Source organism: Variovorax sp. P4_B11 (assembly GCF_056402355.1).
The window spans coordinates 46,553-69,203 of record NZ_JBFUHO010000016.1 but is presented as its reverse complement, the minus strand read 5'-3'; the positions used below and the strand labels follow the sequence as shown (position 1 = coordinate 69,203).

The 22,651-nt window shown below is 70.3% G+C and carries 23 protein-coding genes; 18 read left to right on the top strand and 5 right to left on the bottom strand.

From position 1 onward, the window contains the following. Positions 1-20: 20 nt before the first annotated feature. From AC1DYD_RS16505 to AC1DYD_RS16495, 3 genes are all read left to right on the top strand, one after another. On the top strand, positions 21-926 hold the full coding sequence (locus tag AC1DYD_RS16505; RefSeq protein ID WP_478173828.1) for a phosphoribosylaminoimidazolesuccinocarboxamide synthase: 906 nt from the start codon (positions 21-23) through the stop codon (positions 924-926). A 117-nt stretch (positions 927-1,043) separates the two neighbouring features. Then, a complete protein-coding gene (locus AC1DYD_RS16500; protein ID WP_478173827.1) occupies positions 1,044-1,712 on the top strand; it encodes a helix-turn-helix transcriptional regulator in 669 nt (222 codons plus the stop codon). 64 nt (positions 1,713-1,776) lie between these two features. Continuing rightward, the gene (locus AC1DYD_RS16495; protein WP_478173826.1) at positions 1,777-2,421 is read left to right on the top strand and encodes a Crp/Fnr family transcriptional regulator; all 645 of its coding nucleotides are present in this window, start codon (positions 1,777-1,779) and stop codon (positions 2,419-2,421) included. 17 nt (positions 2,422-2,438) lie between these two features. On the opposite strand, the gene AC1DYD_RS16490 is transcribed toward AC1DYD_RS16495, so the two are convergent. Then, positions 2,439-2,888, bottom strand: coding sequence for an META domain-containing protein (locus tag AC1DYD_RS16490; RefSeq protein ID WP_478173825.1), 450 nt, complete (start codon positions 2,886-2,888; stop codon positions 2,439-2,441). A 143-nt stretch (positions 2,889-3,031) separates the two neighbouring features. Then, the gene (locus AC1DYD_RS16485; protein ID WP_478173824.1) at positions 3,032-3,955 is read right to left on the bottom strand and encodes a tetratricopeptide repeat protein; all 924 of its coding nucleotides are present in this window, start codon (positions 3,953-3,955) and stop codon (positions 3,032-3,034) included. A 36-nt stretch (positions 3,956-3,991) separates the two neighbouring features. On the opposite strand from AC1DYD_RS16485, the gene purE reads away from it, so the two are divergent. The 3 genes from purE (at position 3,992) to AC1DYD_RS16470 (ending at position 6,892) form a co-directional block, all read left to right on the top strand. After that, positions 3,992-4,534 carry a 5-(carboxyamino)imidazole ribonucleotide mutase gene (gene purE, locus AC1DYD_RS16480; protein WP_478173823.1) on the top strand — a complete coding sequence of 181 codons (543 nt, stop codon included), beginning with the start codon at positions 3,992-3,994 and terminating at the stop codon, positions 4,532-4,534. Positions 4,535-4,709: 175 nt separating this feature from the next. Continuing rightward, positions 4,710-5,876: a 5-(carboxyamino)imidazole ribonucleotide synthase gene (locus tag AC1DYD_RS16475; protein WP_478173822.1), complete on the top strand. Its 1,167-nt coding sequence runs from the start codon at positions 4,710-4,712 to the stop codon at positions 5,874-5,876. 14 nt (positions 5,877-5,890) lie between these two features. Next, positions 5,891-6,892 carry an L-threonylcarbamoyladenylate synthase gene (locus tag AC1DYD_RS16470; protein ID WP_478173881.1) on the top strand — a complete coding sequence of 334 codons (1,002 nt, stop codon included), beginning with the start codon at positions 5,891-5,893 and terminating at the stop codon, positions 6,890-6,892. A 66-nt stretch (positions 6,893-6,958) separates the two neighbouring features. Here the strand turns inward: AC1DYD_RS16470 and AC1DYD_RS16465 are convergent, their stop codons facing one another. Further along, positions 6,959-8,506: an alpha/beta hydrolase family protein gene (locus AC1DYD_RS16465; protein ID WP_478173821.1), complete on the bottom strand. Its 1,548-nt coding sequence runs from the start codon at positions 8,504-8,506 to the stop codon at positions 6,959-6,961. Between the two features lie 104 nt (positions 8,507-8,610). Beyond that, positions 8,611-10,050, bottom strand: a complete 1,440-nt coding sequence (gene dacB / locus AC1DYD_RS16460) for a D-alanyl-D-alanine carboxypeptidase/D-alanyl-D-alanine endopeptidase (protein WP_478173820.1) — start codon at positions 10,048-10,050, stop codon at positions 8,611-8,613. A gap of 77 nt (positions 10,051-10,127) precedes the next feature. On the opposite strand from dacB, the gene AC1DYD_RS16455 reads away from it, so the two are divergent. From AC1DYD_RS16455 to AC1DYD_RS16415, 9 genes are all read left to right on the top strand, one after another. Continuing rightward, complete coding sequence (locus AC1DYD_RS16455; protein WP_478173819.1) at positions 10,128-11,144, top strand: DMT family transporter; 1,017 nt, start codon at positions 10,128-10,130, stop codon at positions 11,142-11,144. Next, positions 11,137-11,814, top strand: a complete 678-nt coding sequence (gene tsaB, locus AC1DYD_RS16450) for a tRNA (adenosine(37)-N6)-threonylcarbamoyltransferase complex dimerization subunit type 1 TsaB (RefSeq protein WP_478173818.1) — start codon at positions 11,137-11,139, stop codon at positions 11,812-11,814. The genes AC1DYD_RS16455 and tsaB overlap by 8 nt, the downstream gene beginning before the upstream one ends. 19 nt (positions 11,815-11,833) lie before the next feature. Further along, positions 11,834-12,418 carry a GNAT family N-acetyltransferase gene (locus AC1DYD_RS16445; protein WP_478173817.1) on the top strand — a complete coding sequence of 195 codons (585 nt, stop codon included), beginning with the start codon at positions 11,834-11,836 and terminating at the stop codon, positions 12,416-12,418. Between the two features lie 225 nt (positions 12,419-12,643). Further along, positions 12,644-13,408 carry a uracil-DNA glycosylase family protein gene (locus AC1DYD_RS16440; protein WP_478173816.1) on the top strand — a complete coding sequence of 255 codons (765 nt, stop codon included), beginning with the start codon at positions 12,644-12,646 and terminating at the stop codon, positions 13,406-13,408. 223 nt (positions 13,409-13,631) lie between these two features. Next, positions 13,632-14,456, top strand: a complete 825-nt coding sequence (pyrF, locus tag AC1DYD_RS16435) for an orotidine-5'-phosphate decarboxylase (RefSeq protein WP_478173815.1) — start codon at positions 13,632-13,634, stop codon at positions 14,454-14,456. A 177-nt stretch (positions 14,457-14,633) separates the two neighbouring features. Further along, positions 14,634-16,487: a DUF1800 domain-containing protein gene (locus AC1DYD_RS16430; RefSeq protein ID WP_478173814.1), complete on the top strand. Its 1,854-nt coding sequence runs from the start codon at positions 14,634-14,636 to the stop codon at positions 16,485-16,487. 11 nt (positions 16,488-16,498) lie between these two features. Continuing rightward, a complete protein-coding gene (locus tag AC1DYD_RS16425) occupies positions 16,499-17,974 on the top strand; it encodes a DUF1501 domain-containing protein (protein ID WP_478173813.1) in 1,476 nt (491 codons plus the stop codon). A gap of 36 nt (positions 17,975-18,010) precedes the next feature. Beyond that, positions 18,011-18,367 (top strand): GFA family protein, encoded by a 357-nt coding sequence (locus AC1DYD_RS16420; protein ID WP_478173812.1) that lies wholly within the window; start codon positions 18,011-18,013, stop codon positions 18,365-18,367. Further along, positions 18,364-18,861: a GFA family protein gene (locus tag AC1DYD_RS16415; RefSeq protein ID WP_478173811.1), complete on the top strand. Its 498-nt coding sequence runs from the start codon at positions 18,364-18,366 to the stop codon at positions 18,859-18,861. The genes AC1DYD_RS16420 and AC1DYD_RS16415 overlap by 4 nt, the downstream gene beginning before the upstream one ends. On the opposite strand, the gene AC1DYD_RS16410 is transcribed toward AC1DYD_RS16415, so the two are convergent. Next, positions 18,842-19,669 carry an IclR family transcriptional regulator gene (locus AC1DYD_RS16410; RefSeq protein WP_478173810.1) on the bottom strand — a complete coding sequence of 276 codons (828 nt, stop codon included), beginning with the start codon at positions 19,667-19,669 and terminating at the stop codon, positions 18,842-18,844. The genes AC1DYD_RS16415 and AC1DYD_RS16410 overlap by 20 nt on opposite strands. A 116-nt stretch (positions 19,670-19,785) precedes the next feature. Here AC1DYD_RS16410 and AC1DYD_RS16405 point away from each other — a divergent pair, with 116 nt between their 5' ends. The 3 genes from AC1DYD_RS16405 to AC1DYD_RS16395 are packed head-to-tail and all read left to right on the top strand — an operon-like array spanning position 19,786 to position 22,638. Then, entirely contained in the window at positions 19,786-20,745 is a 960-nt protein-coding gene (locus tag AC1DYD_RS16405) for an MBL fold metallo-hydrolase (protein ID WP_478173809.1), read from the top strand. A gap of 4 nt (positions 20,746-20,749) precedes the next feature. Continuing rightward, a complete protein-coding gene (locus AC1DYD_RS16400) occupies positions 20,750-22,441 on the top strand; it encodes an FAD-dependent oxidoreductase (RefSeq protein WP_478173808.1) in 1,692 nt (563 codons plus the stop codon). A 5-nt stretch (positions 22,442-22,446) separates the two neighbouring features. Then, positions 22,447-22,638 (top strand): DUF2783 domain-containing protein, encoded by a 192-nt coding sequence (locus AC1DYD_RS16395; RefSeq protein ID WP_478173807.1) that lies wholly within the window; start codon positions 22,447-22,449, stop codon positions 22,636-22,638. Positions 22,639-22,651 lie beyond the last annotated feature (13 nt).

Below are 22,651 nucleotides of genomic sequence, written 5' to 3'. Positions count from 1 at the left end.
CCGCCCACCTTCCATTCGCCATGACCACCGTCCATACCTCTTCCATCAAGAGCCTTCCGCTGCTGGCGCGCGGCAAGGTGCGCGACAACTATGCGGTCGGCAACGACCGGATCCTGATGGTCGCGAGCGATCGCCTCTCGGCCTTCGACGTGATCATGGGCGAGCCGATTCCCGGCAAGGGCGTGATCTTGACGCAGATGGCGCTCTGGTGGTTCGACCGGCTCGGCCGCCTGTGTCCCAACCACCTCACCGGCGACGCCCCCGAGAGCGTGGTGACGCCGGACGAGGTGCCGCAGGTCGAGGGCCGTTCGATGCTGGTCAAGCGCCTGACGCCGATCCCGGTCGAAGCCGTGGTGCGCGGCTACCTGGCCGGCAGCGGCTGGAAGGAATACCAGGAGAACCAAGCGGTCTGCGGCGTGCCGCTGCCCGAGGGCCTGACCAACGCCAGCAAGCTGCCGCGACCGATCTTCACGCCCGCGGCCAAGGCCGCGGCGGGCGCGCACGACGAGAACATCAGCTACGACAAGGTGGTCGAGGTGGTCGGCCCGAAACTCGCGCAGCAGATCCGCGAGACCAGCATCGCCATCTACGAGACCGCGGCCGAGATCGCGCTGGGCAAGGGAATGATCATCGCCGACACCAAGTTCGAGTTCGGCCTCGACGAAGCCGGCACGCTGGTGCTGATGGACGAGGTGCTGACGCCCGACAGCTCTCGCTACTGGCCGGTCGAAGGCTACGAGGCCGCGCTGGCCGCCGGCGCCAACCCGCCGAGCTACGACAAGCAGTTCGTGCGCGACTGGCTCGAGGCCACGAAGATCAACGGCAAGCCCTGGGACAAGACACCGCCGGCGCCGCGGCTGCCGGCCGGGGTGATCGAGAAGACCGCGGCCAAGTACCGCGAGGCGCTGCAGCGCCTGACCGGCTGAGCGGGGTCGGCGCGGCCGCGGAATGTAAATAGATCACAAAATCCGCGGCAATAGTCACCGCACGACAGGGTCGCAGTCTTCCACACTCTTTTCATCCCCCCAGATGAGGAGAGCACCATGGAATCCGCAGTCGACTTTCAGATTTCCTATGTCGAGCGCTTCGGCCGCGACGTCACTGCAGCCCCGCCCGACGCTCTGCAGCCCGGGATGCTGGCCCGGGTGCTCGATGAGATCGATCATGGCCTGCTGCTGCTGGACCTGACCGGCCGCATCCTGCACGCCAACTTCCCGGCCCGGCGCGAGCTGAGCTCGGCGCGCGCGCTGCGCAACGGCGACGGCATGCTGTGCGCCGGCAGTCCGGCCTCCCAGGCGAAGATTCGCCAGGCCTTGAAGGACGCCGAGCGCGACTGCCGCAGCATCGTGGAACTCGAAGACGGCAGCGATGCGCTGTCGGTGGCCTTCATCCCGCTGGCCGCGGTGCACGGCAGCGAAACGGTCGACACGGTGCTGGTGATCTGCAGCCGCCGGCCCGGCTGCGAGATGCTGACCATGCAGATGTTCGCTCGCGCCCGGCACCTGACGCGGGCCGAGCAGAACGTGCTGGCCCGGCTCTGCGCCGGCCATGGCGCCGAGGAGATCGCCTGTCTCGAGGGCATCCGGATGTCGACCGTGCGCACCCACATCAAGAACGTGCGGCAGAAGACCGGCAGCAACAGCATCCGCGAGGTGGTGCACCGCGTCTCGCGCATGCCGCAGATCGTGTCGGCCCTGAGGCTGGTCGACTGACCGGGGGCCAACGGACAGACCGCCGCCGGGCCGCCCCAAGGCGGTCTGCCCGTATATTCCACGGATGCCTGCCGCATCCGGTGTCCATTCCCCCGCACTCCAGCCCGCACTTCTGCAACTTGCGCAGCGCGGCGTGCAGCGCCGCTACCGCACGCGGGCGCTGCTGATCGAGGAGGGCGAACAGGGCGGCTCGGTCTACATCGTGCTGTCCGGGCGGCTGCGGGCCTTCCTGTCCGACGCCCGCGGGCGTGAAATCACCTTGGGCCTGCACGGGCCCGGCGAGTACGTCGGCGAGATGTCGCTCGACGGCGGCCCGCGCTCGGCCAGCGTGGAGGCGGTCGAGCCCACCGTCTGCGCCGTGGTGACCCGCGAGACCCTGCTGCAGCACATCGCCGAGCATCCGGACTTCGCCCTGGCGCTGATCGTGCGGCTGATTCGCCGCGCCAGGCTGGCGACCGAAAGCGCCCGCAGCATGGCCCTGCTCGACGTCTACTCGCGCCTGAAGCGCCTGCTCGAGGAGCGCTCGGCGCCGAATACCGATGGCACGCGGCGAATCGCCGAGCGGCTGACGCACCAGGCCATCGCGAGCGAGATCGGCTGCTCGCGGGAAATGGTCAGCCGGCTGCTGAAGGACCTGGAGCACGGCGGCTACGTGTCGGTCGCGCAGCGCCAGCTGGCGCTGCTGCGGGAACTGCCTGCGCGCTGGTAGGCGGTAGGCGGAGCCGGTCAGCGCGAGGTGCTCAGCGTCGCCACGGTGCGGCCCCCCGCATCCAGCAAGGCCAGCCGCGTCGGGCTCTGCAGCCGGTAGCTGGTGGTGGCCTGCAGGGCGGCGAAGAACTGCTGCTCCTTGGTGCCGAGCGCCGGATCGGTGCAGGCCATCCGCGTCGACGCCAGCTGGCTCAGCTTGAGCGTGCTGCCGCTGCGCTCGAAGGTGCCCGACAGCCGGTTGCAGCCGCCCGAGCCGCTGACGCGCCCGTTGCTGCGGTCGAACTGGACCTGCGGATCGCGTTGCGGGTCGCCGCCGCTGGCCACCGGCTCGCCGCCGAGCTGGTCGAGGCGCCAGACCGGACCCTCGATCGGCTCGTCGAGGCTGATGGCGCTGACGCAGCCGGCGGTCAGCGCGGCGGCCAGCAGGGCGGCCGTGACAAGGGGAATGGCGGCAGGGCGGGAGCGCATGGCCTGTCTGTCCTTCTGCAACAAATTGATATTCGCTGCATCGTATTCGACCGGGCCCGCGCACTCAATCGCGGGGCGCCTCCCAGTCAGTCGAGGACAGAGCAAAAACTGCTGCGCAGTTTCTTGATCTGTCCCGCGAGGTCTCAGCTGAGCACCACGCTGCTGAGGCGCCGGCGGTAGCTGGCCACGGTCGGGTCATCGGGCGGAATCTGGCCGTCGGCGACCTTGACCTTCGGCGGCTCGATGATGTCGAGAATGGCGATGTAGGTCTTGCGCGCCAGGTCCTCGTTCCAGCTCTTGTCGCGCATCAGGATGTCGAGCAGCTCGTCCATCGCGTCGGTCCAGCGCTTGGCGCTCATGAGCAGGCGGGCGCGGCCGAAGCGGGCTTCGAAGTCGCGCTTGTTGGCGGCGATGCGGCTGTCCAGGTCGGCCAGCGCGGGCGCCGCCCCCGTGGCCGGGGCCGCGAAGTCGATCGCGTCCATCCAGCGCTGCAGCGAATCGAAGCGGCGCACCAGCGAGGTCTTGGCGATCACCGGGGCGAACGCGACCTTGGCGTCGTCGGTGCGGCCCTCCTGCAGCAGCAGCTTGACATAGTCGAAGCGGGCGTCGTCGTTGGCCGGGTCGGTGGCGACCGCATGCTGCAGCTTCTCGAGCGCGCCCTCGGTGTCGCCCTCGGCCAGCGCCTGCTGGGCCGAGACTTCTTCGTCGAGCGGGGGTGCATCCTCGTCGCCTGGCGGCACGTGCTTGTCGAGGAAGGTGCGGATCTGGTCGGCCGGGATCGCGCCGACGAAGCCGTCGACCGGCTGCCCGCCCTTGAACATCACGCAGAAGGGGATGCTGCGCACGCCGAACATCTGGCTCAGCTGCTCGGAGATCTGCGGCACCTTGTCGGCGTCGAGCTTGGCCAGCGTGAAGCGGCCGGCGTACTCGACTTCGAGTTTTTCGAGCACCGGCCCGAGCTGCTTGCAGGGCCCGCACCATTCGGCCCAGATGTCGAGCAGGACCGGCGTGGTCATCGAGCCGTCGATCAGCTCGGACTGGAAATTTTCGAGGGTGATGTCGATCATCGCGGGAAGGTGGGGGTGAAACGTAAAATTGGAACCATGAAGCAAGCAATTCAGGTCGGTGTGGTGATGGGCTCGAACTCCGACTGGGAGACGATGCGCAACGCGGTCGAGATTCTCCAGCAATTCGGCATCGCCCACGAAGCCCGCGTGGTCTCGGCCCACCGGATGCCCGACGAATTGTTCGCCTACGCCGAAAGCGCCGCGCCGCGCGGGCTGGCCGCGATCATCGCCGGCGCCGGCGGGGCCGCGCACCTGCCGGGCATGCTGGCGGCCAAGACGACCGTGCCGGTGCTCGGCGTGCCGGTCGCGAGCCGGCACCTGCAGGGCGTCGACTCGCTCTACAGCATCGTGCAGATGCCCAAGGGCGTGCCGGTGGCGACTTTCGCGATCGGCAACGCCGGCGCGGCCAATGCGGCGCTGTTCGCGGTGGCGATGCTGGCGGTCGGCGACCCGGCGCTGCGGGCGCAACTCGACGCCTTCCGGCTCCGGCAGACCCAGGCCGCGGAGGCCATGACGCTGCCGCCGGGCGATGCCGAGCCGGTGTCGCCGTTCTCGCCGCAGGGCGGGGGTGCGCTGTGAGCCGCCGGGCCGTTCCCAAGGCGAACGCCGTAGCGCACAAGCGCGGAGGTGTCCGAATGAGCCGCCGGGCCGTTCCCAAGGCGAACACCGTAGCGCACAAGCGCGGAGGTGTCCGAATGAGCCGCCGGGCCGTTCCCAAGGCGAACGCCGCAGCGCACAGCGCGGAGGTGTCCGAATGAGCGTCGTGCTGCCGGGCGCCACGCTGGGGGTGCTCGGGGGCGGCCAACTGGGCCGCATGTTCGTGCACGCGGCCCAGACCATGGGCTATTTCACCGCGGTGCTCGACCCCGACGCCGACAGTCCGGCCGGGCGCGTGAGCCATCACCACATCCACACCGACTACACCGACGTCGACGGCCTGGCGCGACTGGCCGGACTGGCCGATGCCGTGACCACCGAATTCGAGAACGTGCCGGCGCCCTCGCTCGAGCACCTGGCCGTGGCGCGGCCGGTGGCGCCGGGCCCGGACGCGGTGGCGATCGCCCAGGACCGGAGCCGCGAGAAGGCCCACTTCGTGCGGTGCGGCGTCGAATGCGCCCCCTACGCCGTGATCGAGACCGCCGACCACCTGGCGGCCGTGCCGGCCGACCTGCTGCCCGGCATCCTCAAGACCGCGCGGCTGGGCTACGACGGCAAGGGCCAGCGCCGGGTGGCGACCCGGGCCGAACTTGAAAGCGCGTGGAACGATGCCGGCGGCGTGCCCTGCGTGCTCGAGAAGCTGCTGCCGCTGGATTTCGAATGCTCGGTGATCGTCGCCCGCGGCGAGGACGGGCAGATGGTCAACTTCCCAGTGCAGCGCAACCTGCACCGGGACGGCATTCTCGCCGTCACCGAGGTCCATCCGAACAACATGCCCGAGTCGACCGCGCGCCGCGCCGTCGCCGCGGCCCGCTCGATCGCCGAGGGCCTGGCCTACGTCGGCGTGCTGTGCGTCGAGTTCTTCGTCCTCGGCGACGGGCGACTGGTGGTCAACGAGATGGCGCCGCGCCCCCACAACAGCGGCCACTGGACGCTGAACGCCAGCGACGTGTCGCAGTTCGAGCTCCAGGTGCGCACGCTGGCGGGCCTGCCGCTCAATCCGCCGCGCCAGCACAGCGTGGCGATCATGCTGAACCTGCTGGGCGACCTGTGGTTCGTCGACGGCGATGCGCCGCAGGAGCCGCGCTGGGCCGATGTGCTGGCCCTGCCCGGCACCCACCTGCACCTCTACGGCAAGACCGAGGCGCGCCGCGGCCGCAAGATGGGGCACCTCAACATCACCGGCGACGCGATCGACACGGTTCGCAGCACGGCCGACTTCGCGGCCGCGCTGCTGGGCCTGCCGATCCCGCTGTCGGAATGAACCGGGCCCGCGGGATGATTCGCGACGGCAATGCGCCCGATGCCATCGCCGAGGCGGCGCAGGTGCTGCGCGCCGGAGGGCTGGTCGCGTTCCCGACCGAGACCGTCTATGGGCTGGGGGCCGACGCCGGCAGCGACGCCGCCGTCGCCGGCATCTTCGCCGCCAAGGGCCGGCCCAGCGACCATCCGCTGATCGTCCACGTGCCGGCGGGCGCGAAGGGCGCCGAGGCGCTGGCGCATTTCGCGCGGCCGTTGCCGCCCTTCGCCGAGAAGCTGGTGCGCGCCTTCTGGCCCGGCCCGCTGACCTTGATCGTCGAGCGCCAGCCCGGCGTCGGTGCCGCGGCGGCGGGCGGCCAGGACACCATCGGCCTGCGCTGCCCGGCCCATCCGGTGGCGCAGGCGCTGCTGGCCGCCTGTGCCGACCTGGGCGTGCTGGGCGTTGCCGGGCCGAGCGCCAACCGTTTCGGCCGCGTGAGCCCGACCACCGCGCTGCACGTGCAGCAGGAGTTCGGCGACGCGCTGCTGGTGATCGACGGCGGGCCGTGCGCGGTCGGCATCGAATCGACCATCGTCGACTGCAGCCGCGGGGCGCCGGTGCTGCTGCGGCCCGGCGCGATCACGCGGGCGCAGGTCGAGGCAGCCGGCGGCGAGCCGCTGCGCGACAAGGTCACGCTCGGCGCGCCCGACCCGCGGGCCTCCGGCACGCTCGAGGCGCACTACGCGCCGAGCGCCAAGCTGCGCCTGATGGACGCCAAGGCCCTGCAGACCGGCCTCGATGTGCTCGGCGCCAATGCCGCCAGCATCGCGGTCTGGTCGCGCACCGTGCTGCGCAGCCGCTCGCAGCGAATCCTGCAGCGGCGCATGCCGGACGATGCGGCGGCGGCGGCGCAGCAGCTCTTCGCGGTGCTGCGGGCCTTCGACGCCGAGGGCGTCAAGCTGATCTGGGTCGAGACGCCGCCGCCCGGCCCCGAATGGGAAGGCGTGCGCGACCGCCTCACCCGCGCCGCCGCTTCCTGAGACTTTGCGGGACAGACCAAGAAACTGCGCAGCAGTTCTTGCTCTGTCCTCAACTGATCAGAGAACTCAGCCTCCCGCAGCCAGCACGCCGGCGAAGAAGCCGCGCGCTGCCGCCAGGCAGAAGGGCGGCACCAGCGTGCCATGGTAGGCCCGGACCACGGCCTGCTGCTGCTCGGCCGGGGTGCTGCCGCCGCTGGCCGCGGTGCTGGCCTTGGCCTGGGCAAAGCCGGCGCGCGCCGCCGAGTAGGCGTCCAGGGTGTTGGCTTCCTCGAGGTCGACCACCGTCAGCGCCGACGCCGGCATGCCGCGGGCGCGGAAGTAGCCGGCGGTGGCGCGGGTGCTCAGGAAGTTGATGGTCGGATCGTTGGCGCCGCCGCACATCAGCACCGGCCGCAACGGCAGCCAGTTGCGCAGGTCGTTCGCCACCGCGGCCTTGCGGAAGCCGAGCAGCGGCTGGCAGCCCAGCGGGGAACTGGTGTTCAGCGAGGCCGAGGTCGCCGGCAGCGCGTTGCCGGGGCAGGGATTGGCCTGGATGTCATTGGCGGCTTGCGTCAGGTAGCTTTGCCGGACCAGGTTGTTGGGGGCGTAGAAGACCGCCAGCGACGGATCGACCGGGCCCGGCACCGCATTCGGCGGATAGAGCGCCAGCGGCGGCAGCTTGCCCGTCGCGTAGAGCGTGTTGATCGGCGTCAGGCTCGGCAGCAGGGTGTCGATGCCGGTGGCGTACTGCGCTTCGTAGATGTCGCCGGTGGCGCTGTAGACGTTGCCGAACTGCCTCTGCCAGCTGGTCGATTGCAGCGGCGTGAACAGGGTGGAGCCGAGCGCCGGCCAGCCGCTGAAGCTGTAGTCGGTCAGCAGGCTGATGGCGGCGGGCGCCGACAGCGGCGCCGATGCCGTGACCGACTTGCCGGTGGCCTGCAGCTCGCGGTGCGCTGCCATCGCCACGTAGCCGCCTTGCGAATAGCCCGTGACGAACAGCGAGCCGGCGTCGTCGGCATTGATCAGGGAGAAGGTCCTGCGGGCGGCGATCAGGGCGTCGACCATGTCCTTTCCTTGCTGGTCGCCGTTGAGGTAGGGATGGTAGGTCAGCGTCGACTTGTCGTAGCCGACGTAGTTCGGCGCCACCACGATGAAGCCCTGGGCCGCGAACAGCGCGGCCACCGTCAGGCCCTCGCTCGCCGCAGGCTGGGCGGCATCGGTCCAGCGGGCGATGTTGTAGTCGCGCGCCGGCGTGGTGCCGTGGGCGTACAGCACCACCGGGCGGGGGCCGTTGCAGGCGGCATCGGTGCCCGAGGGCACCATGATCGCGGCGGTCGCGTTGGTGGCCTCGCCCTGGCCGCCGATCGTGCGGTACTCGAGGTAGCGCAGATCGACGCCGCATCGGGGACTGCCGGCGACGACCAGCAGCGCCTTGCCTTGCGAGTTCGACTGCAGCAGGGTGGAGAACTCGGCGGATGAGATCCGCTGCACCCGCTCGGGCGGCATCGTCACGACCGAGCCGCGTCCGGTGTCGACGGTGGCCGGCGCGTTGAATACGAAGCCATCGCTTCCGCCCCCGCAGCCGGCAAGGACCATGGCAATGCCCGTCAGGGCGAGGGCGGGGAGTCTGTTCATGGAAGGCGTCTCCTGGGGTGAATTCGGAGGGGCGACTGATTTTGGGCAGTGCCAGCCTGCTGCGCAATCGGTATCCGCCTACAGGGGGCTCCGTGGCCCGCCGCTCAATTCTCCTGGGCCGCCCAGTCGACCAGGGCATCGAAGGCCGGGCGCGCCGCAACCGCGTTGGCGTGGTCGGCGATCGCGATGACCACCCAGCGCCGCCCGCTGGCGCCGTGCACATAGCCCGCCACGCCGGCGGCATCGCGCAGGCTGCCGGTCTTCAGGTGCGCGGCGCCGCCGGAGCGCAGCGCGCGCTGGCGCAGCGTACCGTCGACGCCCGAGGCCGGCAGCGAGGACACCAGCTCCGGCATCACGGGCGAGCGCCAGGCCAGCTGCAGCATCTTCGCCAGGGCTGCGGCGCTGATGCGCTCGTCGCGCGACAGGCCCGAACCGTTGTCGATCACCGGCTGGCCCTCGCCGGTGCCGACCCGGTCGTTCCACCACTGGCGCAGTGTGGCGCGCGAGGCGTCGAGCGTGCCGCGCTTCTTCTGCTGCAGTCCGAGCGTCAGGAAGAGCTGCTGCGCCATCACGTTGTTGCTGTACTTGTTGATGTCGCGGATCACGTCGGCCAGCGGCGGCGACGTCGCCTCGAAGGCCGGCCGCAACTCGGCCGGGACCCGGCCGTCGCGCACCTGGCCCCTGAGCCGGCCGCCCATTTCGGCCCAGAGGCCGCCGATCGCGCGGGCGGCGTAGCCGCGCGGGTCCGCGTAGGCCACCGCCCAGGTCTTTTCGCCGCAGGATGCCGGGTAGCTGCCCGCGAATGCGAGCCGTGTCGGATCGGCGAAGTCGCCGGCCAGGCTGCTGCGCCAGTCGCCGCACTCGCCGGCCGCGAGCGGCACCGTGGCCTGCATGGCAACGCCGGCCAGCGGCGGTTCGTAGCGCACCTGGGCGGTCTGCGCGCCGCGCTGGGGCACGAAGTTCATCACCACCGACTTGAAATTGACCAGCAGCGCGTCGGGCGCCGCGTTGTAGGGGCGCTGGCCTTCGCCATCGAAGGCGTTCGGATCGGCCTCGGCCACTTCGAAGGCGCTGCGGTCCAGCACGATGTCGCCGTCGATGCCCTGGACGCCCAGCCCCTGCACCCGGCGCAGCAACAGCCACAGCCGCTCGAGCACCAGCTTGGGATCGCCCTGGCCCTTGATGTACAGGTCGCCCTCGAGCACGCCGTTGCGCACCGGACCGTCCACGTACACGGGCGTGTTCCAGGTGAAGCCCGGGCCCAGCAGGTCGAGCGCCGCGTAGGTGGTGACAAGCTTCATGATCGAGGCCGGATTGACCGGCGCCTGCGACCGCCAGGCGAGCCGCGGCGGCCGCACGCCTTCGGCATCGACCACCAGCATCGTCACGGCGTCGCGTGGCACCTTGGCGCGGGCCAGCGCGGCGTCGACTTCGGTCGGCAGGCCCTGGGCCCGCACCGGCAACGCGGCGGCCAGTGCGATGACCCACGCGAAACTGCGGATTCGGTGGCAAAGGCGGCGCGCGGCGGGCAGGACGACGGTCATGCACGAATTATCCCGGGCCGGCTCCGGCTGCCGGCGCGAACGCAGCGCGCCGGCCGGTCACCCTGGATAATCGCCTGATGCCCGTCGCTCCCCGTTTCTCAGCCCGCACCATCGGCATCGGCGCGGCCGTCGTCACCGTCGGGGTCTGGACCGCGTTCATCGTGATCGCGCGGGCCTCCGCGGGGCGCTCGCTGACGCCTTTCGACATCGCCTTCGCCCGCATCTGCGGCGCCAGCCTGGTGCTGCTGCCCTGGGGCGGGTGGCTGGTGATGCGCGCGCGGGCCGCCGGGTCGACCCAGGATTCGTTCTTCGGGCTCTCGCCGTTGCCGCTGCGCCTGACCGCGCTGGCGGGCGTCTTCGGCGGCCTCGCCTACGCCCTCCTGGCCTATACCGGCTTCTTCTTCGCGCCGGCCAGCCATGCCTCGGTGCTGATGCCGGGCAGCCTGCCGCTGTGGACCACGCTGCTCGCGGCCCTGGTGCTGCGCGACCGCATCACGCCGCTGCGTGCGCTCGGACTGGCGCTGATCGTCCTCGGCGACCTGTTCGTCGGCGGTGCCAGCCTGCTGCACGCGCTGGAAGGCGGCGGGGTCTGGAAGGGCGACCTGCTCTTCATGAGCGCAGCCTTCTGCTGGGCCTGCTACAGCATCGTGGTGCGGCGGCACGGGCTCGAGGCCGTGCGTGCCACCATCGCCATCACCGTGTTCGCCTTCGTCGCCTTCGTGCCCGCCTATGGGTTGCTGGCCGCGGCCGGCCTGGTCGCGAGCCGCCTGGGCAGCGCGCCCGTCGGCGAGATCCTGTTCCAGATGGTGTTCCAGGGTGTTGGCTCGGTGGTGATCTCGGGCATTGCCTTCACGCGGATGATCCAGTACTTCGGCCCCGTGCGGTCCACGATGATCACGGCGCTGGTGCCGGGGCTGTCGGCGCTCGGCGCGGTGATTTTTCTCGGCGAACCGCTGTACTGGAACCTGATCGCGGGGCTGTCGCTGGTCACGGCAGGCATCCTGTTCGGCGTCCAGCGCAGCCGGGCTCCCGGCCGCCGCTCGACGCCTGCCGTGGCGGTAGCGGGGGCGGCGGGAGGGTGCATCGATGGCTAGACTGCTGGCCTTCGACACCAGCACCGAGGCGCTTTCGATCGCGGTGCGCCACGGCGACCTGCTGCTCGAGCACAGCGGTGCCGGCGGCGCGCAGTCCTCGGCGAGCCTGATCCCGCTGATCCAGCGCTTGCTCGCGGCGGCCGGCCTGTCGCTGTCCGAACTCGATGCCATCGCTTTCGGCCGCGGGCCCGGCTCCTTCACCGGACTGCGCACCGCCTGCTCGGTGGCGCAGGGCCTGGGCTTCGGCGCCGGCGTGCCCCTGCTGCCGATCGACACCCTGCACGCCGTGGCCGAGGAAGCCCATGATCGTTTCGGCGTCACCCGCGTGGTGGCGGTGCTCGATGCGCGCATGGACCAGGTCTACGCGGCCGGCTACGACTTCGGCGTCGCGATCAGCGCCAGCGAAGCCGAACTGCTGGCGCCCGAGGGCGTCGTGGTGCCGGACGGCTGGGCGCTGGCCGGCAATGCCTTCGCCGCCTACGGCGAACGGCTGCCACGGGCGGCGGCGCGCCACGAGGTGCTGCCCACCGCCAGCGCGATGCTGCGCTTGGCGCCGGCATTGCTGGCCGCCGGCCGCACGGTCGCGCCGGCCGAGGCCTGGCCGCTCTACGTCCGCGACAAGGTGGCGCAGACCACCGAGGAGCGCGCGGCCCTGAAGGGGCTGACATGAGCGCCGTGTGGGGGCCGACATGAGCGCCGTGATGCGGCAGCCGCGCGAGGCGCGCCTCGAGCCGATCACGGTCGAGCGGATTCCCGCTGTCTGTGCCATCGAGCGGAGTGCCTTCACCCATCCCTGGACGCCGGCCAACTTCACCGACTCGCTGGCCGCCGGCTACCACTGCCAGTGCCTGGTGGCCCCGACGCCGGACGGCGATGCCGCCGCGGAAGCGCCGCGTGGCGCGCGGGCCCTCTGGAACCGGGTGACTTCACGCGACACCGGCGAGACGCTGATCGGCTACTTCGTCGCCATGAAGGGCGTCGACGAGGTGCATCTGCTCAATATCACGGTGGCGCCGGCCTTCCAGGGCCAGGGCTGGGCGCCGCTGATGCTGGAGGCGCTGGCCGGCTGGTCGCGCGGCCTGAACGCGCAATGGCTCTGGCTCGAAGTGCGGGCCAGCAACCTGCGCGCCCTCGCGGTCTACGAACGCAACGGCTTCCGGCGCGTGGGCATGCGCAAGGGCTACTACCCCGCGCACGGCGGCGCCCGCGAGGATGCGGTCGTGATGAGCCTGCGCCTGAACGAATCACCCAGCGCCTGGGGAGGATTGAAATGAAATGCCCCCAACGCTCATCGCTTCGCGTATCGCTGCCCCCCGAGGGGGCGCTCAGTGCCCTTCGGGCGGCCGGGCGGGCACTAGGATGAAACACCCCCGAAGCGCCTGCGGCGCCTCCCCCTCGAGGGGGCGATACCAGCGGCCCGGCAAAGCCGGTTCCGCGGTATCCCTGGCATTTGGCTGCGCCGCGTCGCGGGTCACGCGATCACGTGGTGGAGCACTGACATGACGACCGATGCAATGAAGCTCGATGCGCGGCAGCGCGCCATGCTCGACGAAATGGGCGTCAAGCTCTTCTGGTGGCGCCAGCCGGAACCGGTGGAGATGCCTGCGCCGGAAGCCGGCCCTGCCGCCGCCAACCGGATCGAGCCCGCCGTGGCGCCGGCAGCGGAGCTCCCCGCCGCAGCGCCCCCGCGGGCGGTACCGGCCGTCGCTGCGCCGGCGCCCGCCGTGCACCGGGCCTCGCCCGCGGCCACGCACGGCGCCGCCGTGCTGGCCGAGGCACCGCGGCGCCTCTGCGGCGACCCGGCCGCGTCGCAGGGTGGCTGGCTGATCGTGGCCGACATGCCGCCGGAACTCGATGGCCGGCACGGCGACCCTTTCGAAGGCGATGCCGGCAGGCTGCTCCACGCCATGCTGAATGCGCTGCAGCTTCATGGCGGCGCGGTGCCGGTGCACCTGATGCGCACGCACCGCGGCGTGGCTTCGGGCCAGGCCGACAGTCCGCATCCGATCGGCGAGGTACTGGCCGACAGCATCGCCGCGCTGGCGCCGCGCGTGGTGCTGGCCATGGGGCCGCTGGCGGCGCAGAGCCTGATGCAAAGCAGCGAGCCGCTCGGCAAGCTGCGCGGCCGCGTGCTGCCGATGGACCTGCCGGCCCTGCCGGCGGTGCCTGTGGTCGCCAGCTACCACCCGGCCTACCTGCTGCGCAATCCGGCCGACAAGGCGCGCGCCTGGGCCGACCTCTGCCTGGCCGCAGAACAAGTGTGACTGACCCCCACGCTCCCTCACTTCGTGTGGTCGCTGCCCCCCGAGGGGGCCGCAGGCCGCCTTGGGGCGGCCCGGCGCCGGCCTGACCCCCACGCTCCCTCACTTCGTGGGGTCGCTGCCCCCCGAGGGGGCCGCAGGCCGCCTTGGGGCGGCCCGGCGCCGGCCTGACCCCCATGCTCCCCCACTGCGTGGGGGCCGCGGCCGGCCGCCTAAAATTCGGCCCATGACCTTCCTGGACAAGCTGCGCGCCGCCGAGCGCCAAAACGGCTCGCTGCTGTGTGTCGGCCTCGACCCCGAGCCGACCAAATTCCCCGCCTCGCTCAAGGGCGACGCCGGCCGGATCTACGATTTCTGCGCCCGCATCGTCGACGCCACGGCCGATCTGGCGATCGCGTTCAAGCCGCAGATCGCCTATTTCGCCGCCCACCGGGCCGAAGGGCAGCTCGAGCAGCTCATGGAACACATGCGCCGCAACGCCCCCCAGGTGCCGGTGATCCTCGACGCCAAGCGCGGCGACATCGGCTCCACCGCCGAGCAGTACGCGCGCGAGGCCTTCGAGCGCTACGGCGCCGACGCCGTCACCCTGTCGCCGTTCATGGGCTTCGATTCCGTCGAGCCCTATCTGCGCCACCCGGGCAAGGGCGCCTTCCTGCTGTGCCGGACCAGCAACCCGGGCGGTGCCGACCTGCAGGGCCAGCGCCTGGCGGATGTCGAGGGCCAGCCCTTCCTGTATGAGCATGTGGCAAGGCTGGCCCAGGGGCCCTGGAACCTCAACGGCCAGCTCGGGCTGGTGGTCGGGGCCACCTACCCGGCCGAGATCGAACGCGTGCGCGCCCTGGCGCCCACGGTGCCGCTGCTGATCCCCGGTGTCGGCGCCCAGGGCGGCGATGCGGTCGCCACCGTCCGCGCCGGCTGGCGCCCGGATGCGCCGATCGTGGTCAATTCGTCGCGTGCCATCTGCTACGCCTCGGCCGGCGAGGACTTCGCCGAGGCCGCCCGGCGCGAGGCCATCCGCACCCGCGACGCGCTCCAGGCCGCCAGGCCCTGAACGACATTCCGCGTCAGTCCGCAAGCGCCTCGTGGTGTCGGTGTGACGGAAAAAGTCACATTTACTCACAAGTGTCGTACTAAACGCTTCTCTTAATTTCCTCGGGGCCCGGGAAAAGGCCGGGCATGGCAATTGCCTGAAGAGGGATGGCGCGTCCGCGTCGAGGAGTGGAGTTCCATGGTGGAAGACATCGCGATCGGTCGCGCCGAAGCGGCCGACGAGACATCGTGCGCGCAGGAAATCGTCGCAGCCTCCCCGGCCGGCGCGTCTTTCGATCGCTTGCCGTTGGCAGCGACCCTGGCCGCGTCGGCGGCACTGACGGCCTGCGGCGGGGGCGGCGGCAGCAGTGGCGGAGGTGCGAGCCTGGCCGGCCTCGGCGGGTCGAGTGCGACCACCGTGCAGGCCGGATCGCTGACGGCGCTGGCCAGCACGCCGACCGCGCAGACCTACGCCTACACGCAGGCCAAGACCGACGATGAAGCCGCGCGCTTCCTGCTGCAATCGCAGTTCTCGGCTTCGGAAGCGGACATCGCCGCGGTGCGCGGCAAGGGCTACCTGCCCTGGCTCGGCGAGCAGGTCGACCGGCCGGCCGAGCAGACGGGCCGCGACTGGATCCTGAGCAAGCCCTACAACACCGTCAACAGCGACGACATGATCTGGAACCAGCTCATGACCGCGCCGGACGGCTTGCGCAAGCGCATGGCGCTGGTGTTCACCGAGATCTTCGTGGTCTCGCGCAACGACATCGGCTCCAACTGGCCCGAGCTCATGATGGCCCAGTACTGGGACATGCTGGTGGCCGGCGTCACGACCAACTTCCGCAAGCTGCTGGAGGACGTGACGCTGAATCCGGCGATGGGCTACTACCTCAACACCAAGGGCAACCAGAAGGAGAACGCCCAGGGTCGCCAGCCGGACGAGAACTATGCGCGCGAGGTCATGCAGCTGATGACCATCGGGCTCTACCAGCTCGATGCCGACGGCACCGTCAAGACCAGCAGCGACGGCGCGCCGCTCGACAGCTACAGCCTGGACGACGTGACCAACCTGGCGCGCGTCTTCACCGGCTACGACCTCGACATCCGCGCCGACGAGAAGAGCGGCACGCCGGGCGCATTCACCCCGCCGGGCGCCAGCTACACCCTCGAGAGCAGCGCCTGGACATCGCGCCCGATGTCGCTCACGGCCTCCCGGCATTCCACGCTCGAAGCCAGGTTCCTCGGCGCCACGGTGCCGGCCGGCACCGAGGGCAGCGCGGCGCTGAAGATCGCGCTCGACACGCTGTTCAACCACCCGAACGTGGGCCCCTTCATCGGCAAGCAGCTGATCCAGCGGCTGGTGACCAGCAACCCGAGCCCGGCCTACGTGAAGCGCGTCTCGGATGTGTTCGCGGACAACGGCGCCGGCGTGCGCGGCGACATGAAGAGCGTCTTCGCCGCGGTGCTGCTCGACAACGAGGCGCGCAGCCCGGCCGGGCTCTCGGATCCGAACTTCGGCCGCCTGCGCGAGCCGATGCTGCGCTTCACGCAATGGGGGCGCAGCTTCGGCGCCGGCTCGACCAGCGGCAACTGGAAGATCGGCGACCTCTCGCGGCCCAACGACCAGCTGGGCCAGAGCCCGCTGCGCTCGCCCTCGGTGTTCAATTTCTTCCGGCCCGGCTACGTGCCGCCATCGACCGCGATGGCCGCCTCGAAGATGGTGGCCCCCGAGTTCCAGCTGGTCAACGAGACCAGCGTGGGCGGCTACCTGAACTTCATGCAGAACAACGTGCTGCCGAAAAGCACCGGCAAGGACGTCAATGCGGCCTATGCGAGCGAGCTGGGGCTGGTGCTCGACCCGACGGCGCTGGTTCAGCGGCTGAACCTGCTGCTGACCGGCAACCAGTTGCCCGCGGCCACCCAGGCGCTGATCGTCGGCGCCCTGGCCAATCCGGTCGTGACCGACAAGAGCACCGACGCCGTCAAGCTCAACCGCATCTATGCCGCGGTGCTGCTGGTGATGGCCTCGCCCTCCTACCTGATCCAGAAGTAAGGGACCGCGCGATGTACCTGATCGACCCCGCCGCGCACACGCGCCGTGCCTTCCTGCGGCGCTCCGGCCAGCTCGCGATGGCCGGCACCGCCCTGCCCTTCGCCCTCAACCTGGCCGCGATGGGCGAGGCCGCGGCGCAGGCCGCGACCGGCGACGACTACAAGGCGCTGGTCTGCGTCTTCCTGTTCGGCGGCAACGACTATGCGAACACCGTCGTCACCTACGACGACCCGAGCTACAACGCCTACAGCACGATCCGCGTGCCGCAGGCCTCGGGCGGCGTCGCCATCGCCAAGGATGCGCTCGCCGGCACATTGCTGGTGCCGGGCGTGGCGCTGCCCGACGGCCGCCAGTACGCGCTGCATCCATCGATGACGCAGCTGGCCGGCCTCTTCAACAACGAAGGCAAGGTGGCGGTGCAGCTCAACGTCGGCCCGCTGGTGGTGCCGCTCACGCGGGCCCAGTACAACAACAGCAACAAGAAGCTCTACCCGCAGCCGCCCAAGCTGTTCTCGCACAACGACCAGCAGTCGACCTGGCAGTCGTCCTCGCCCGAGGGCTCGACGATCGGCTGGGGCGGCAACATCGGCGACCTGATGCTGGACCAGCGGCAGAACACGAACTCGCTGTTCACCTGCATCTCGGTCGCCGGCAATGCGGTCTTCCTGTCGGGCGACCAGGCGCTGCAATACCAGGTCAGCACCGGCGGCGCGGTCGGCATCCGGAGCATCAAGGACAACACGACCTTCGGCTCGAGCACGGTCAAGGCGGCGATGGCGCAGCTGGCCCAGGAGGCCCGCAGCCACGCACTGGAGAACGAATACAACAAGGTCACGAAGCGCGCGGTCGAGGCCGAGACCACGGTCACCGCGGCGATCGCGCCCGCCACCTTCGCCACCGACACCTTCGCCGGCCTCAACAGCGGGCTGGCCAACCAGCTCAAGATGGTGTCGCGGATCATCCGCGGCCGTTCCGCGCTGGGCACCAAGCGGCAGGTGTTCTTCGTCTCGATGGGCGGCTTCGACCTGCACGACAACCTGATCGCCAACCAGCCCAACCTGATGCAGCAGTTGAGCGACGCCCTGGCGGCCTTCCATCGGCAGATGGTCGCTCAGGGCATGGCCGACAAGGTGACGGCCTTCACGGCCTCCGACTTCGGCCGCACGCTGGCCAGCAACGGCGACGGCTCCGACCACGGCTGGGGCGGCCACCACTTCGTCGTCGGGGGTGCGGTCAACGGCAAGAAGTTCTACGGCACGCCGCAGGTGGTCAGCATCAACAACGACGCCAAGCTCGCGGGCTACGAGGGCCACGTGGGGCAGGGCCGGCTGATCCCGACCACCTCGGTCGACCAGTACGGCGCCACGCTCGCCAAGTGGTTCGGCGTGCCCGACGCCGACCTGCCGGGCATCCTGCCGAACCTGAAGAACTTCGGCGGCAACGTCAACGGCATCGAGTACCCGAAGGACCTTGGATTCATGGCCTGACGAGGTGTAATCTCGGTCGCGCCAACGCTTCGGAGATTGCCCGATGATCTACCAGGGAGCTGCCATTGCGGCCGGATCGCCTTTACCGTCGACGGCGAGATCCAGGGCGCGCTGGCCTGCAACTGCTCGATGTGCCAGCGCAAGGGCTCGCTGCTGTGGTTCGTCCCGCGCACGCGGTTCACGCTGCAGACGCCCGAGGACGACAACCTGGGCACCTACCTCTTCAACAGGCACGCGATCCGGCACCGCTTCTGCAAGACCTGCGGCATCCATCCCTTTGCCGAGGCGACGGATCCCAAGGGCCAGCCGACCGCGGCGGTCAACATCCGCTGCCTCGAGGGCATCGACCTCGATGCGGTGCCGGTGCAGCACTACGACGGGCGCTCGCGGTGAACGCGCCCGCGGCCGCCGGGCCGGATCCCTTTCCGATCGAGGGCGGCTGTACCTGCCGCGCGCTTCGCTATCGCATGGCCACGCGGCCGCTGTTCGTGCACTGCTGCCATTGCCGCTGGTGCCAGCGCGAGAGCGGCTCGGCCTTCGCGCTCAACGCGATGATCGAGACCGACCGTGTCCAGCTGCTCGAAGGCGAGGCCGAGCGGGTGCGGACGCCCTCGGCCAGCGGCCAGGGCCAGACCATCGTTCGCTGCACCCGCTGCCGCATCGCGCTGTGGAGCCATTACGCGGGGGGCGGCGAGGCGATCGCCTTCGTGCGCGTCGGCACGCTCGACGACCCCGACCTGCTGCCGCCCGACATCCACATCTTCACGATGTCGAAGCAGCCCTGGGTGGTGCTGCCGCCGGGTACGGCGGCCGTCGCGGAGTACTACCGCCGGTCCGAGCACTGGCCGGCCGGGAGCATCGAGCGCCTCAAGGCCTTGAAAGGCTAGCCCCGAGCCGCTGCGACACCTGGCCGGCGCAGGCCTTGAGCGCCACGGCGGTCTCGCCATCCCAGCGCGTGTCGAAGATGGCCGCCGGCCCGATCGCGGTGACTGCCAGCACGATCGCGCCGGTGTGATCGAAGACCGGCGCCGACATCGCGCTCACGCCGGGCAGGATCTCGCCTTCGGACCGGCTCAGGCCGCGCGATCGCACTTCGTGCAGTTGCGCCTCGAACTCCTTCCAGCCCGGCAGCGGTTGCACGGGCGGCATGCCGCGCTGCGGCGGCACCACAGGGCCTTTTTGCTCGCGCTGGCGCTCCTGCTCGAGCAGGCCCTGGACCACCGCTGGGTCGAGGTAGGCGCCGAAGAGCCGCCCCGACGCGGTGTTGGTGAGTGAGAACACCGTGCCATGGCGCATGTTGACGTGCAGCGGGGCCGGCGATTCGGCGATCCGCACGATGGTGGCGCCGCGGTCGCCCCAGACCGCGATCGCCACCGTGTGGCCGATCTGCTGCGCCAGCTCGGCGATCAGCGGCGTCGCGATGTGCACCGGATTGGCCTGCTGCAGGCTGATCAACCCCAGTTGCAAGGCCAGCGGTCCGAGCAGATAGTGGCCGGTGGTGCGGTCCTGCTCGATCAGCCCGAGGCGGCCGAAGCTGACCATGTAGGGATGCGCCTTGGCGGCGGACATCTCGGCTTCGCGCGCCAGGTCCTTGAGCGCCATCGGCCGGCCATGGTGCACCAGGGCGCGCAGCAGTTGGCCGCCCACCTCGATGCTCTGGATGCCGCGCTGCGCGCGATCGGACTCAGCCGCCATGGTGTTTTGTCATTCGTTGATACAGAAGGCATTAGACATTAACTGATCCTCGAATTACACTTCGCGCATTCGTTCCATGCGAATCCGTTCACTTTAGACAAATCAGGAGACCCGCGATGTCCGAGACCAAGAAGTTCGCCAGCCAGGCCGATCTGGAAGAAAAGAAGATCACCTTCAGCCAGATTTCGGAGCACGCCTGGGCCTACACGGCCGAAGGCGACCCCAACACCGGGATCGTCATCGGCGACGACTGCGTGCTGGTGGCCGACACGCAAGCCACGCCGGCGATGGCGGCCGACGTGATCCGCCGCATCCGCGAGGTCACCGACAAGCCGATCAAGTACGTGGTGCTGACCCACTACCACGCGGTGCGCGTGCTCGGGGCCAGCGCCTACGGTGCGGACCACATCCTCGCCAGCCAGGACACCTACGACCTCATCGYCGAGCGCGGCGAGCAGGACAAGGCCAGCGAGATCGGCCGCTTCCCSCGCCTGTTCGCGGGCGTGGAGACCGTGCCGCCCGGCATGACCTGGCCGACCATGACCTTCACCGGCAAGATGACGGTGTGGCTSGGCAAGCTCGAAGTGCAGYTGCTGCAGCTCGGCCGCGGCCACACCAAGGGCGACACGGTCGTCTGGCTCCCGGGCGAAGGGGCCTTGCTGTCGGGCGACCTGGTCGAGTTCGGCGCCACGCCCTATGCCGGCGATGCGTACTTCAAGGACTGGCCCMAGACRCTCGAGAAGCTCGCTGCGCTCAAGCCCAAGGCGCTGGTGCCCGGTCGCGGCGCCGCGCTCACCACGCCCGACGAAGTGGCCAAGGGCCTCAGCGAGACGCGCGACTTCATCTCGGACGTGTACGCCAACGTGCAGAAAGGTGTCGAAGCCGGCAAGGACCTGAACGCCGTCTACAAGGACACGTTCGCTGCGCTGAAGCCCAAGTACGGCCACTGGGTGATCTTCGACCACTGCATGCCCTTCGACGTCACGCGCTGCTACGACGAGGTCACGAAGTACACCGATCCGCGCATCTGGACCGCCGAGCGCGACATCGAGATGTGGAAAACGCTCGAGGGCTGAAGCCATGCAAGGCCTCGCATCGCATGCCGGGGCGCCGGTCGACTACCAGTCGCTGCGCTTCGATTACAGGCGGCACCCCGACCAGGATGCCGCGACGCCGGCGCACCACCCGGTGGTGGTGGTCGGCGCCGGGCCCGTGGGCCTGGCGCTGGCGATCGACCTGGCGCAGCAGCAGGTGCCGGTGGTGCTGCTCGACAACGACTGCACGCTGTCGAGCGGCTCCCGCGCGATCTGCTTCGCCAAGCGCACGCTCGAGATCTTCGACCGCCTGGGCTGTGCCGACCGGATGGTCGACAAGGGCGTGTCGTGGCAGGTCGGACGGGTGTTCTTCGGCGACGAGCAGGTCTACAGCTTCGACCTGCTGCCCGAGCCCGGCCACGAGCGCCCGGCTTTCATCAACCTGCAGCAGTACTACGTCGAGGGCTACCTCGCGGAGCGCGCCGCCGAGCTGCCGCTGATCGACCTGCGCTGGAACAACAAGGTGGTCGGCATCGCGCAGGACGCCGACCAGGCGCTGCTGACCATCGAGACGCCCGAGGGCGAGTACCGCCTGGCGGCGGGTTATGTCGCCGCCTGCGACGGCTCGCGCTCCAGCCTGCGGCAGCTGCTGGGCCAGGAGGCCAAGGGACGCGTGTTCCGCGACCGCTTCCTGATCGCCGACGTGAACATGGACGCCGACCTGCCGACCGAGCGCCGTTTCTGGTTCGACCCGCCTTTCCATCCGAAGCAGAGCGTGCTGCTGCACAAGCAGGCCGACAACATGTGGCGGGTCGACTTCCAGCTCGGCTGGGACGCCGATCCGGTGGAAGAGCGCAAGCACGAGAACATCATCCCGCGGGTGCGGGCGATGCTCGACAGCATCGGCCACCACGGCGTCAAGTTCGACATCGGCTGGGCCAGCGTCTACACCTTCGCCTGCCAGCGCATGGCGCACTTCCGCCACGGCCGCGTGCTGTTCGCGGGCGACTCCGCGCACGGGGTCTCGCCCTTCGGCGCGCGCGGTGCCAACTCCGGCGTGCAGGACGCCGACAACCTGGCCTGGAAGCTGGCGGCGGTGCACAAGGGCGAGGCGCCCGACGCCCTGCTCGACAGCTACGCCAGCGAGCGCGAGTACGCGGCCGACGAGAACATCCGCAACTCGACCCGCGCAACCGACTTCATCACGCCGAAGAGCGAGGTCAGCCGGCTGTTCCGCGACGCGGTGCTGGAGCTGTCGAAGCGCCATGCCTTCGCGCGGGCGCTGGTCAACAGCGGGCGGCTGTCGGTGCCGAGCACCTTGCGCGACTCGAGGCTCAACACGCCCGACGTGGATGCCTTCGAAGGGCCGATGGTGCCGGGCGCCCCGGCGATCGACGCGCCGATCGTCGACGCCGACGGGCGCCGCGGCTGGCTGCTGCGCGCGCTGTCGCCAGCGAGTGCGGCGGCCACCCGCTTCACGGCCCTGGTCTTCGGCGATGGCGAGGCCGCCCGGCGCAGCCTCGATGCGCTGACCGCGGCCGATCTGCCGCTGCACATGGTGCGCCTCGCGGCCGGCGAGGCGGGCGAGATCGCCGGCCGGCGCTACGACGCCCGCCCCGGTACGGTCTACCTGCTGCGGCCCGACCAGCATGTCTGCGCGCGCTGGCGCGCGCCCACGCCCGAAGCAGTGCGCGCCGCGCGCGACCGCGCGCTGGCGAAGCCAGCCAAGGAGGCCTAGAACCCATGGACCTGATCACCACCCCGAACCTCGACGCGCCCGACGACTTCTACGAAGCGTTGATCGAAGCCCACCAGGGCCTCACGAGCGACGAGAGCCACGCCTTCAACGCCCGCCTGGTGCTGGTGCTGGCCAACCACGTCGGTTCGACCGCCGTGCTGCGCCAGGCCTTCGAGGCGGCCGCGCCTTCCCGTTGAATCTTCAAGAGAA